At 62.7% G+C, this 12642-nt stretch carries 8 protein-coding genes; 3 read left to right on the top strand and 5 right to left on the bottom strand.

The genetic code is table 11. The features are described from left to right. Positions 1 to 428: 428 nt before the first annotated feature. The 3 genes from D7S89_RS19290 to mnmC form a co-directional block, all read right to left on the bottom strand. Positions 429 to 1547 (bottom strand): YbdK family carboxylate-amine ligase, encoded by a 1119-nt coding sequence (locus D7S89_RS19290; RefSeq protein WP_121279998.1) that lies wholly within the window; start codon positions 1545 to 1547, stop codon positions 429 to 431. 43 nt (positions 1548 to 1590) lie between these two features. Further along, the gene (locus D7S89_RS19285; protein ID WP_121279996.1) at positions 1591 to 2793 is read right to left on the bottom strand and encodes a cation:proton antiporter; all 1203 of its coding nucleotides are present in this window, start codon (positions 2791 to 2793) and stop codon (positions 1591 to 1593) included. A gap of 857 nt (positions 2794 to 3650) precedes the next feature. Continuing rightward, positions 3651 to 5621, bottom strand: a complete 1971-nt coding sequence (gene mnmC / locus D7S89_RS19280; protein ID WP_121279994.1) for a bifunctional tRNA (5-methylaminomethyl-2-thiouridine)(34)-methyltransferase MnmC2/FAD-dependent 5-carboxymethylaminomethyl-2-thiouridine(34) oxidoreductase MnmC1 — start codon at positions 5619 to 5621, stop codon at positions 3651 to 3653. Positions 5622 to 6045: 424 nt separating this feature from the next. On the opposite strand from mnmC, the gene D7S89_RS19275 reads away from it, so the two are divergent. Continuing rightward, a complete protein-coding gene (locus tag D7S89_RS19275) occupies positions 6046 to 6324 on the top strand; it encodes an HU family DNA-binding protein (protein WP_074262967.1) in 279 nt (92 codons plus the stop codon). 142 nt (positions 6325 to 6466) lie between these two features. Here the strand turns inward: D7S89_RS19275 and D7S89_RS19270 are convergent, their stop codons facing one another. Then, a complete protein-coding gene (locus D7S89_RS19270) occupies positions 6467 to 7750 on the bottom strand; it encodes a GTP-binding protein (protein ID WP_121279992.1) in 1284 nt (427 codons plus the stop codon). Positions 7751 to 7870: 120 nt separating this feature from the next. Further along, entirely contained in the window at positions 7871 to 8317 is a 447-nt protein-coding gene (locus D7S89_RS19265; protein WP_121279990.1) for a lytic transglycosylase domain-containing protein, read from the bottom strand. A 453-nt stretch (positions 8318 to 8770) separates the two neighbouring features. Between D7S89_RS19265 and gspD the strand changes: the two genes are divergently transcribed. Together gspD and gspE are read left to right on the top strand one after the other, a co-directional pair. Next, positions 8771 to 11158, top strand: a complete 2388-nt coding sequence (gene gspD / locus D7S89_RS19260; RefSeq protein ID WP_121279988.1) for a type II secretion system secretin GspD — start codon at positions 8771 to 8773, stop codon at positions 11156 to 11158. Beyond that, positions 11155 to 12639, top strand: coding sequence for a type II secretion system ATPase GspE (gene gspE, locus D7S89_RS19255; protein ID WP_121279986.1), 1485 nt, complete (start codon positions 11155 to 11157; stop codon positions 12637 to 12639). Before gspD ends, gspE begins: the two co-directional genes overlap by 4 nt. Positions 12640 to 12642: the final 3 nt, after the last annotated feature.

Genomic DNA, 12642 nt, shown 5'->3' with positions numbered 1-12642 from the left:
CGGGCCGATTTTACTATTTCAAAGCGCTCCGCTCGATAGGCTTAAGTCGTGTTTGTCTGACGAGTCGACTTCGCTCACCACCAACCCCGCCTTATACCCCGAAAGCGAAGTTGTCCGTATGACCCGACGCGACAGACGCGCCATTTTAAGCGAGAGCGGAGAATCGTACAGCTAAGTTATTTGGAAAACGCTGTGGATAACCCCTGTATAACTACGCAAGATGATTGTGCGGCAATTTTTGATAACGCTGACGACAAAAACGATGCGCGACGAGTTGTCCTTTCCATGCACGCGCTGCGCACCGTCGACCCACGCGGTTATCGTTTACGCATGCCCTTGACGCAGCAGAGAAATCTGACGTTTTCCACAGCCGAGGGGGCCAATTGTTAACTACTACTATGTTTGTATACGTGTAAACAGTAAAAAACCTAAAGGCTGCGCCACTGCACGCATTGCTGACGTACGGCTTCATGCAGCGACTTCTCTTTGTCGAACACGCCGCGTAGCCAAGTCGCATCGTTCATTTGCTCGCGCGCGATCGCGCCGATCTCGGCCAAAGCCGCCCGCGAACCGAGTTCGTCGGCATGCGGTGCAATCACATCGAGCGTTTCGAGGATGTCCTCGAAAATCGTGTGTCGCTCACCGGTCTGAGGATTGATGCAGGTTCCGCCCAAACCGAAACGGCATGCTTCGAAACGGTTGAATGTGTAGACGAGATAGTCGTCTTCCTTCGGCATCAACGGTTTGTCGACGAGCAGATGGCGAGCAAGCGTCTGGATGTAGCACGCGATGGCCGCTGCGCGATCGACCGATAGCGGCGTGTCCATCACGCGCACTTCGATCGTGCCGAAGCCGGGCTTGGGCCGGATGTCCCAGTAAAAATCCTTCATGCTGTTGACGACGCCCGTCGCCACCATCTTCGAGAAGTACTCCTCGAAACCGTCCCAGGTCAGCACGAACGGGGCGCGTCCCGACAGCGGAAACGCGAACACCGAATTGAGGCGCGCCGAGTGAAACCCGGTGTCGACCCCTTGGACGAACGGCGACGAAGCCGACAACGCGATGAAATGCGGAATGAAACGCGACATCGCGTGCAGCAGGAACAGCGCGCTGTCGGGATCGGGGCAGCCGATATGCACGTGCTGGCCGAACACCGTGAACTGCTTGGCGAGATACCCGTAGAGCTCCGAAAGGTATTGAAAGCGAGGCGAGTCGAAGATCTGCCGCTCGCTCCACTGCTGAAAAGCATGCGTGCCGCCGCCGCACAGTCCGACGTTGAGGTGATCGGCCGCCGACACGAGCGTGTCACGAATGGCGCGTAGCTGCGACAGGGCTTCTTCGTGCGACGTGCAGATGCCCGTCGACAGCTCGATCATGCTTTCCGTGATTTCGGGCGTGATGTTGCCCGGAATTTTCTGGTCTTTGACGAGCCGCATGAGGTCTGAGGCCGCTTTCGTCAGGTCGTAGTCGTGCGTGTTGACGACCTGAATTTCGAGTTCGACGCCGAACGTGAACGGTTGGGAATTGATGAAGGGTTCGAGTGCCATGACCTTTCCTGAGATGCGTTCGAGTGCGTGAGCGAGCGATGCGTTACTGGCGACGTTCGCCGACCAGCGTGAGACTGCGGTACACGAGCCACGGTCCGATCAATTGCAGAACGACGATCGAACACATCACGACGGCGCGCAAGGACGGATCGAATTGCGGGTAGAGCTGATAGGTGTCGTCGACGAGCAGATACGCGAGGGCCGACATCGGCGCCAGCGAGAAACCGAGCGCGACGCCCTGCTTCCAGCCTAGACCGCTCGGCTTGGCGAATGCAAGGACGCCCGCGAGCTTGGCCAGAAAGCGCGCGACGATGAGACCGAGCGCCGCGGCGCCGCCGAGCGCGACGTCGTGCCACTCGAAGGACGTCAGCGTAAGCACGAACAGAATCACGGTCAGCAGCCATCCCGCCGTGCCGAAGTGCTCCGGCCATAACTGCGGCTTCTCTTCGAGATTCTTCACGATGATGCCGGCCGCCAGCAGACTGAGGATCGTCGACAGCTTGAAGATGTGAGCGATCGCGATTGCGAGCAGCACGAGACCGAACAGCGTGACGAACGAGTGTTCGTCCTGCATGTTGACGCGGCGATAGAAGAACGTGCAGGCACGCGCGAGCGCATAGGCGACGACGAGCGAGCCGGCGAGCAGGTACAGCGGCTGAAGAATCGTCGCGAAAACGTTGCCGTACACGGTCTGATGCACCCAGCCCGAGACGATCTTTTCGACGACGACCGCATACATGCTGTTCAACGCGGTCAATGTCAGCAGACGCTGCGTGACTTGTCCTTCCGCGCGCAGCTCCGTTTTGAGCTGAATGACCATCGCTGGCGAAGTCGACATCGAAATGGCCGCGAGCACGGTGGCGACCGGCCCGGGCACATGGGCGAGCAGCAGCACCACGAGCACGAAGATGAACGTGAGCGTCGCTTCGGCGAGGCTGGACGCGATCAGCCACGGGTTGCGCCGAACCCAGCGCAGATCGAGCCGGCTGCCGAGCTCGAACAGCAACAGCCCCAGTGCGACGTCGAGCAACAGGCGCGACGTGCCGCCCATGCTCGCATCGATGGCCCCGAGGCCGCCGGTACCCAAGACCACGCCGATCACGGCATAGCCCGAAATACGCGGTAAGCGCCAGGCTCGATAGCACAGTTCACCGAACAGACCGGCGGCGAACAAGGCGAGTCCGGCCCAGAAGACCGCGTTCATGGCGAACGGCCAGCTTGGAAGAAAGGAAAACGCCGATTTCATGAGATTGCTGCTCCTTTGCGAACAGCCCGCGCGAGGGTTGGGTGCCAGCGCAGGCATGCCAGGCGTGCGTGCTTGCCGGCTAGGTGCGGCGCTGCCGCGCCCGGCTAAGCGATGAAGGATGCCGTCGGCCGGCAAGCGGCCGGGAAGGCGACGATCAATGTGCCGTTTTCAAGTGGGCGCTCGAGCGTTCGTCGACGAGCATCGCGCGCCTGCGGCGGGATGAGTGAAAGCGGACGATGCCGCTCCGGTTTGAGATTCCGATTCGGCTCTCGCCGTTCCGTCGGAAGTGCGGTTTTGCGAAGCGCCGACGTGCAACTTGTGCAGGAAGAACGCAGATTGTGCCACAGCTGGCCTGACTGTCGAACGAATCTTCATTGATTTGCCTCTTTTTCGGTAGAAATGAATGGCAACTTCGCAGAAAAAGGAAAAAATGTCCGACGGATGCCTTTGTTTTAGATCAGACGAAGCATCTGATGCGAGGAAGCTCACGACTCGACGTGGCGCACATTGCCGCTGTGCCGCAGCACCTCCAGACCCTCGCTTCCCTTCGGTTTACAGGTTTACTTATATGTATACGTAGTAGAAGTTAACAAGGCCATGCCTTTTCTGTGCATAACCGCCGTTTACCGAATGACTTCAGAGACTTGGCGAACGCATAACCCTCTGTTAACCGTGTGCGGTGCGCATCCGTTTCCCGGAATAACTTTTGGGCCGTTCTTTGACAACCACCACTTGTCCCGTTTACGTCCACATCGGTTACACAAGAATTTCACGCGCCGATCAAGGCGTTATCCACAGGTTCGAGTGAATAACTCTACAGGGGGCCCTGGCCGACTATCTATCGGCTGTCGGCTTCGTTATCCGGCCTGCCCTTGGCGCAATGAGCGCAGCAGGTAGCGCGCAGGGTCGAGGCTCTCGGCCAGATCGCGCTCGAGCGGCCAGGGCTCCCCTTCGATCTGGGCCGCGACGAGCTCTGCGCCCAACGAAGACCACACGAGCCCGCGCGAGCCGAAAGCGAATGCGCCGTACAGTCCCTCCGCGCGCGGCAGATCGAGCGGCCAAGCACCGCGCAGCGCAGCAGCATCGCGCGCGCAAGCCGCTTCGTCGGCCAGTGAGCCGATCATCGGTAGACGGTCGCTCGTCACGCAGCGAAATGCGACGCGGCCGGAGAGCGAGGCTGAATCGACGCTGGCCAGCGTCTCGCGCGCCGCGGGCAGCATGACCGCCAGCCGCGCGAGGTTTTCAGCATGGCCGGCGGCGCGTTCGCTCCGATCGTCATCGTCGACTTCGTAAGTGGCGCCGGTCAGGAGTCCCGTGTTTTCGCCGAGCGGCACCGCATAGCCGTCGCCGATCAGTGGCACGGCCAGGTGCGGTGCCACTTGTGCCGGCAAGCGTGTGAGCTGGCCGCGCACGATACGGGTCGGCGCGTGCGTGAGACCTGCCACGCGGGCGGCATCGCGCGCGTTCGCGAAGATCACGACCGGAGCACGCGCAATCGGCTCGCCGGCTTCGTCGAACACTTCCCATGTATCGCTGTGACGCGCGAGCCGCGCGGCTTGACGGCCGAAGTGCCAGGTCAAGCGCTCGCCGGCCATCGTGCACAAGGCTGTGCAAAGCAAGGCGGGATCGAGCGCGCCGCCTAGCGGATAGAACCACCCGCCGCGCATGAGCGCCGTTTGCGCCAGCGCTTGGGCGTCTGCGGCCGATACGCCTCGCGCGTACTCGGGCGGATAGCCGAACGTCGCGATCGCCTCGGTGAGCGCATGCGCTTCGTCGTCGCTTTCGGCCAGATGCAGCAGACCCGAGCGCGTGCGCGCGAAGCCGAGCCCGGCTTGTTCGAGCGCTCCCCAGCGTCCGAGGGCATAGAGGAAGCCGGCGCGTGTGATGCGCGAAGCGACACTGTCGTCGCGCGAGAGCAAGGGATGAAAGACGCCGGCCGGATTGCCCGATGCTTCACGCGCGAATGCCGTGTGGCGTTCGATCACGCTGATGCGCCAGCCACGCGCGGCGAGCCGCTCGATCAGCGCGCAACCGGCCATGCCGGCGCCAATCACGATTGCATGCTTGTCGGCAACGGGCTGTGGCAACGGCGGTTCGTGTCGACGTACGCGCCAGCGCGGCGCGAAGTGGCCGGTCAACATGGTGCGCTTGCCTGCGAAGCCTTCGGTTTTCGTGCAGACGAAGCCCGTCGCTTCGAGGCCGCGCCGGATGTGTCCCGCGCAGGTGTAGGTGGCGAGCGTCGCGTCGTCGCCGGCCACGCGCGCGAGCGCCTTGAAGACGGGCTCGGACCACAGATCGGGATTCTTCGCCGGCGAAAATCCGTCCAGATAGAAGGCATCGGCGCGCAGCCATAGCTTCGGCAGCAGCTCGAGTGCATCGCCGAACGCGATCGTCAGCACGACGCGCCCGTTTTCGAACTCGAGACGATGCAGGCCCGGCACGAGCATTGGCCAGGCATCGGCCAATTGCGCGGCAAGCGGCGCAATCGTTGCATCTGCAACGATTCGCTCATACAGGACGCGTAAGTCCTGCGCGTGAAACGGATGTTTTTCGATCGACACGAAGTGCAGCCGCTCGCAGCGCGACACGTCTTCGCGCCATGCGGCCCAGGTCGCGAGGAAGTTGCCGCCAAGGCCGAAACCCGTCTCGAGGATCGTGAATTGGCGATGGTCCCGCCATCGGGCAAGCAGCGCGTTACCTTCGATAAAGACGTGGCGCGCCTGAGCAAACGCCCCGGCGGCGCTGTGATAGACGTCGTCGTAAGCGGGGGAAAACGGTGTGCCGTCGTCGCGAAAGGCAAGCGTGGCGGGCTGAAGCGGAGCGATCATGCGAAGCGAAAACGAATCGAAAGCGGACAATCGGGAGCCGACAAGGCCCGACCGGCGCCGTCCAGCGCCAATCGGAAATCGGCCGCAAAGCCCCTTGGGGCGGGCGTTTCCAAGCGTTGGCAAAATCCAACGGAGCATCGTCGCGACGCTGCTCCGCGCTTGGCAGCCGGGGCTCGCGAGTAAGACAATGCGTGGAAACCCAGTCCCGACAAGGCAAAGAAGGGCTAAATTCTTTGAAAGCCTTGCCGTTATTGGGTTTGCGCTGAGCTATCATAGCAAGCGCCGAAAGGTCGTCGCGTCGGGGGTATCGCGTGGCACCTGGGGCGCACGCTTCGCCACAGCTTCTCGACGGCACAGCTTGCGTACGTATAATCGGCGCGTTTTGCGCTGTCAGTGTCACTTCAATTGATAAAGAGGAACGTTAATGAACAAACAGGAACTGATCGACGCCGTCGCAGGTCAGACGGGCGCTAGCAAGGCTCAAACCGGCGAAACGCTGGACACCCTGCTCGAAGTGATCAAGAAGGCAGTGTCGAAGGGTGACGCGGTTCAGCTGATCGGCTTCGGCAGCTTCGGCTCGGGCAAGCGCGCAGCGCGCACCGGCCGTAACCCGAAGACGGGCGAAACCATCAAGATTCCGGCTGCCAAGACCGTCAAGTTCACGGCAGGCAAGGCGTTCAAGGATGCCGTCAACAAGCGCTAAGCCCTAACGGCTGCGCTTTGTCGACACCCGCCTCCGGCGGGTTTTTTTTCGCCCATATATTTTGCTTTTTTGTTGGGCGGGTGCGGTGCTCGAGTGTGCCTGCGATGCAAGCCTGCAGGCCTCACCGAGCGCCGATCTTCGTTCAGTGGACGATCTGGCCGTCGCCGTGGCCGCCGTGGTCGTCCTCGTGTTCGTGTTCGTCGAGATCCCAGGTGGGGAAAGGATCGGGCAAGCCGGTCCAGCCTGCCGGGCCCAGCGCGTACTCTTCGTCGGTTAGCAGACATGCATCGAGCTTGGCCCGCCACAGCGCGGGATCGAGCCCGACGCCGATCATCACGAGTTCCTGGCGTCGGTCGCCGATCGTCGCGTCGTCGGGGGCGCCATACCAGTCTGCGGCGATTTCGACCGCCAGCTCATCGTCTTGGGGCCATTCGCTGCGCGGTTGCGCCGCCCACCAGAACCCAGCCGGACCGTGACGGCAGGCGCCGCCGGCCTGCGACAGCGAGCCGACGACATCATGGCGCGTCGCGAGCCAGAAAAAGCCTTTGCTGCGCAACACCCCTTGCCACTCCTCGTGCAGCAGCGCCCATAGACGTTCGGGGTGAAACGGCTTGCGCGCGCGGTAAACGAAGTTGCCGATGCCGTAGCGGTCGGCCTCGCTTTCATGACCGTGTTCGTGCTCATGTTCGTGCTCGAGCGACGCGAGCCAGCCCGGTGCGCTTTCGGCCGCTTCGAAATCGAAGCGATTCGTGTCGAGCACTTCGTGAAGCGGCACGTCGCCGAAGCGGCTGACGATCTGAACTGCACGCGGATTGAGCCGGGCGAGGATGCGTTGCAGACGCTCGAGCGCATCGGCATCGACGAGATCGGCCTTGTTGACGACGAGTACGTCGCAGAACTCGATCTGTTCGATCAGCAACTCGACGAGCGTACGGTCGTCTTCATCGCTCGCGGCGATACCGCGTTCGGACAGCGCCTGCGCAGAGGCGTAGTCGCGCAGGAAGTTGTAGGCGTCGACGACGGTGACCATCGTGTCGAGCCGCGCGACGTCGGCCAGCGAGACACCGTCGTCGTCGGTGAACGTGAAAGTCTCGGCGATCGGCATCGGTTCGGCGATGCCCGTCGACTCGATGAGGATCGCGTCGAAACGGTTTTCATCGGCCAGACGGCGGATTTCGGTGAGCAGATCGTCGCGCAACGTGCAACAGATGCAGCCGTTCGACATCTCGACCAGCCGTTCCTCGACGTGTGACAGCTCGGCGGCATCGCGCACGAGCGAGACATCGATGTTGACGGCGGCCAGATCGTTGACGATCACGGCCACGCGCAGGCCTGCGCGGTTCGCGAGAATATGGTTCAGGAGCGTGGTCTTGCCCGCGCCGAGAAAACCGGAGAGCACGGTGACGGGCAATGGCGGCTGGTTCATTGCAGTAGGGCGTCGAATGGTGAGAAAAGCAGCGCCGTACGCGCAAAAGCGGCGCGGCGCGCGCACCGAGCATTGTGCACCAAACGCCGCCCGCTCGCCCGTGCAATCAGGTGCGACCGATTACTGCTGCGCCTGCAAAAGCTTCCATTGCGTGAGAATGTCGACGATCTGGCGCGCATAGTGATCGCGCAGCGAAGGCGTTTCGGAATGGTAGGCGCCGACCGCTTGCCACGTATTGCCGTACTTGTTCATCTTCTGGCGCAGATGCCATGCGGCGATATAGACGCTCTTGCACGGCTCCATCAGCGTATTGCTCGAGATGCCGTATTGTGCGAGCGTGGGCAAATGGATCGAGTTGATTTGCATAAGCCCGTAGTCGACCGAACCGTTCGCGTTCTTGTGCTTGGCGTCGGGCCGATTGTGCGATTCTTGCCATGCGATCGCGCGCAGAATCAGCGGATTGACCTTTTGGTATTGCGCGGCTTCGTCGAAGCAATCGGCGCGCGCGGGTGCACTCGCGAGCCACGCGGCAAGTCCTGCGGTAAGAATCAGAAGTGTCCGTCTCATCGCTTGAACGTCCTTCGGTCAATGCGGTCTGATTAAATCGCCTCGCAAGGTTCGGTTGCGTACTACGATCGCTCGTGTTTGAGGCCAACAATCCCGGGAAAACCCGAGCTTGCTAATCGAGTCGATCTGAAAATAACGCCCGTATGATACCGGGTGCCGTCGGTCCGGCAAAGCAGGCCGACGGACATAAGGCTGCCGTCCGCGGACAAACTGCAATCCAGCAGGCGTAAGCGATTGTCGCCGGAAATGCGGCAGCTCGTCTGATGTTTAGGAATATTCTGTTCAAAAAACGAAGCTAAGCTCGACTCCTCGTTATTAACGAGACACAAAAAACTGCTACTGTTCGACTTTTAAAACGGCGGGCGGACGTCGGCGCGAGGGGCAGGCGCGCAAACGGCTGCGAAGCAGGACCGCCCGGAGCTGGCACCTTCGCATTGCATTGAACTCATATCCATGACAAGAAATCGTATGGCATTGCGCCGCATCGCAACCTCACTGCTGGTTGCCGGACTCGTGACTGCCCAGGTTGCCTATGCGGCAGTGACGCTCAATTTCGTCAACGCCGATATCGATCAGGTGGCCAAAGCGATTGGCGCGGCAACCGGCAAAACGATCATCGTCGACCCGCGCGTCAAGGGCCAGCTCAACCTCGTTTCGGAAAATCCGGTGCCCGAGGACCAGGCGCTCAAGACGCTGCAAGCGGCGCTGCGCATGCAAGGCTTCTCGCTCGTGGAGGACCACGGCGTGCTCAAGGTCGTGCCCGAAGCCGACGCGAAACTGCAAGGCGTGCCGACCTACGTGGGCAACACGACGCCGGCGCGCGGCGATCAGGTGATCACGCAGGTCTTCGAGCTGCACAACGAATCGGCGAACAACCTCCTGCCGGTACTGCGCCCCCTGATCTCACCGAACAATACGATCGCGGCCTATCCGGCCAACAACACGCTCGTCGTGACCGACTACGCGGACAATGTGCGCCGTATCGGATCGATCATCGCCGGTATCGACAACGCGGCCGGCCAGCAGGTCGAAGTCGTTCAATTGAAAAATGCGAATGCGATCGACGTCGCGCAGCAACTGAGCAAGTTGCTCGACCCCGGTGCGGTCGGCAGTACCGACGCCACACTGAAGGTGTCGGTCAACGCCGATCCGCGTACCAATGCGCTGCTGATCCGTGCCACGAACAAGGCACGTCTGGCGCAAGCGAAGAAGCTCGCGCAGCAACTCGATGCGCCGAGCGGCGTGCCGGGCAACATGCACGTCGTACACTTGCGCAACGCGAACGCGGTGCAGCTCGCCAAGACGCTGCGCGGCATGATGGGCAAGGGTGGTGGCGAGAGTACGGGCGCGAGCGCCGAATCGAATACGGCCAGCTCGTTCAGCCAAGGCACGTCAGGCGGCGGCTTGTCTTCGTCGACGGGCGCGCCGGGCACCCCGCCGCTACCGTCTTCGTACGGCGGCTCGCTCGGCGGCAGCAGCGGCGGCTCGATGGGCGGCACCGGCGGTGCCGGCATCGGTACTCAGGGCTTCCTTGGCGAAAAGCAAGGCGGGGCCGGGGAAGAGAATCCGCCCGGCGGCATGATCCAGGCCGACGCGGCCACGAACTCGCTGATCATTACGGCATCCGATCCGGTCTACCGCAACCTGCGCGCGGTCATCGATCAGCTCGATGCGCGCCGTGCGCAGGTCTACATCGAAGCGCTGATCGTCGAGCTGTCGGCCAATACGGGCGCGAATCTCGGGATCCAGTGGCAAGGCGCGCTGCTTTCGCAAGATCACAATAACGGCGTGTATGGCGGATCGAATTTCAGCAACAACACCGGCACGCAGAGCATCGTCGGGCTGACCGGCACCGGCGCGATCGTTGCGCAGAATCCGACCGCCGCGCTGACAACCTTGGGCACCAACCTGCTCAGCAGTGGTCTGAACGTGGGCCTGCTGCACCGGTTCGGCAACATCTTCGGGCTCGGCGGCTTGCTGCAGGCGCTGGCGACCTCGAGCGAGGCGAACGTGTTGTCGACACCGAACCTGATCACCCTCGACAACGAGGAAGCCAAGATCATGGTCGGCCAGAACATTCCCATACCCCAAGGCTCGATCGGGACCCTGAGCGCCACGACGAACAACACCACGTCGGTGCTCAATACCTTCGATCGCCAGGACATCGGCACGGTGCTGCACGTCAAGCCGCAGATCACCGAGGGCGGCCTGCTCAAGATGCAGCTTTACACCGAGCAGTCCACGATCGATCCGACCAGCACCAACAACGTCAACACCGGCGGCTACGTACTGGACAAGCGCTCGATCCAGTCGACGGTGCTCGCCGACGATGGCGAAATCATCGTGCTGGGCGGCCTGATGAGCGACAACTACACGACGAGCGTGCAGAAAGTGCCGCTGCTCGGCGACATTCCGTGGCTCGGCCAGCTTTTCCGTTCGGAAAACAAGACGCGCACGAAGGACAACCTGATGGTGTTCCTGCGGCCCGTCATCGTGCGCGACCAGCAAGACAGCGCGGCCATCACGATGAGCCGCTACGACTATATGCGCGCTCAGCAGCAGGGCTACGAGACCGGCAACCGCCTGATCAAGGATAACGACGTGCCCGAGATGCCGCCGGCGCCGCCGGGGCCGAGCCAGGGCGCGGTGCCGGCGCAGAATCTGTTCGACCTGACGCGCACGACGCGCGAGCGTGCTGCTGCTCAAGCGCCGGCCCAGACCCCGACCCCGACCCAGACGCCAGGCAATGCGCCCGCGACGCCGTCCACCGTGCCGCCTGGCGCATCGGCGGCCCCGCAGCCGTCGCCGCAAGCCAACCTGGCTGCAGGAGCGCGTCCGTGAGTACGCCTGCGTCGCAGCCCGGTGCCGAGCACGAAGCGCCCTCGCCGCTTGCCGCGCGCCTGTTGCCGTACGCCTTTGCGCGCAACGGTCAGATCCTCGTCGCGCATCAGCGGCCCGACGGCATCGAGGTATGGATCAGCGAGCGCACGAGCGATGCGGCGCTGGCTGAAGTCGCACGGAACTTCGGTGTACTGACGGCCGTTCGATTGCCGGCCGACGAGCTCGCGCAAGCGATCAATCAGGCCTACGCGCGCAACGACGGCAGCGCGGCGCAGGTCGTGGGCGAAGTCGAGGGCGAAGTCGATCTGTCGCGACTCATGCAGGACATCCCCGAAGTCGAGGATCTGCTCGAGTCCGAAGACGATGCGCCGATCATCCGCATGATCAACGCGCTGCTCACGCAAGCGGCGCGCGAGCATGCATCGGACATTCACATCGAGCCGTTCGAAAATGCGTCGGTCGTGCGCTTTCGCGTCGACGGTACGCTGCGCGATGTCGTGCGACCCAAGAAGGCGCTGCACGGCGCGCTGATCTCGCGGATCAAGATCATGGCGCAGCTCGACATCGCCGAGAAGCGGCTGCCGCAGGACGGGCGCATCACGCTGCGTGTCGGCGGCCGGGCCGTCGACGTGCGGGTCTCGACGCTGCCCACGGGGCACGGCGAGCGCGCGGTGCTGCGTTTGCTCGAGAAAGACGCGCAGCATCTGAATCTCCAAGCGCTCGGCATGGGTCCCGATACGCTCGCGCAGTTCGACAAGCTGATCGCGCGTCCGCACGGCATCGTGCTCGTGACAGGGCCGACCGGCTCGGGCAAGACGACGACGCTGTACGCGTCGCTGTCGCGGATCGAGGCGGCGACGACGAACATCATGACGGTCGAGGATCCGATCGAATACGATCTCGCCGGCATCGGCCAGACGCAGGTCAACGAGCGTATCGGCATGACGTTTGCCCGCGCGCTGCGTTCGATTCTGCGGCAGGACCCGGACGTCATCATGATCGGCGAAATCCGCGACCTCGAAACGGCGCAGATCGCCGTGCAGGCGTCGCTGACGGGCCACTTGGTGCTCGCGACGCTGCATACGAACGATGCGGCCTCGGCCGTCACGCGCTTGACCGACATGGGCGTCGAGCCGTATCTGCTCGCCTCGTCGCTGCTCGGCGTGCTCGCGCAGCGGCTCGTGCGGCGTTTGTGTCCCGTGTGCAAGGAAGAGCGCGTCGAGGAAGGTCGACCGATCTGGCATCCGGTCGGCTGCGAGAAGTGTGCGCGCTCGGGGTACCAGGGGCGGCGCGGTGTCTATGAGCTGCTCGTCATCGACGACGCGATCCGCACGATGATCCATCACAACGCGGCCGATGCCGAGATTCTCGCTACCGGGCGGGCGCAAGGCATGCGCACGCTGCGTGAGGACGCCGAGCGCTGGCTCGCGGCGGGCGTGACCTCGCTCGAGGAAGTGATCCGCGTCACAGGCGGAGCGTAACGC

This window comes from Trinickia fusca (assembly GCF_003628145.1).
Taxonomy (GTDB): Bacteria; Pseudomonadota; Gammaproteobacteria; order Burkholderiales; family Burkholderiaceae; genus Trinickia; species Trinickia fusca.
Note: the sequence above shows the minus strand (reverse complement) of the source record. Positions and strands in the feature narration are given on the sequence as shown.

Bases quoted from the DNA above. Each gene is read 5' to 3' on its own strand.
- D7S89_RS19265 (WP_121279990.1), bottom strand. From the start codon at position 8,317: ATGAGACGGACACTTCTGATTCTTACCGCAGGACTTGCCGCGTGGCTC.
- D7S89_RS19285 (WP_121279996.1), bottom strand. From the start codon at position 2,793: ATGAAATCGGCGTTTTCCTTTCTTCCAAGCTGGCCGTTCGCCATGAAC.
- mnmC (WP_121279994.1), bottom strand. From the start codon at position 5,621: ATGATCGCTCCGCTTCAGCCCGCCACGCTTGCCTTTCGCGACGACGGC.
- D7S89_RS19275 (WP_074262967.1), top strand. From the start codon at position 6,046: ATGAACAAACAGGAACTGATCGACGCCGTCGCAGGTCAGACGGGCGCT.
- D7S89_RS19290 (WP_121279998.1), bottom strand. From the start codon at position 1,547: ATGGCACTCGAACCCTTCATCAATTCCCAACCGTTCACGTTCGGCGTC.
- D7S89_RS19270 (WP_121279992.1), bottom strand. From the start codon at position 7,750: ATGAACCAGCCGCCATTGCCCGTCACCGTGCTCTCCGGTTTTCTCGGC.
- gspD (WP_121279988.1), top strand. From the start codon at position 8,771: ATGACAAGAAATCGTATGGCATTGCGCCGCATCGCAACCTCACTGCTG.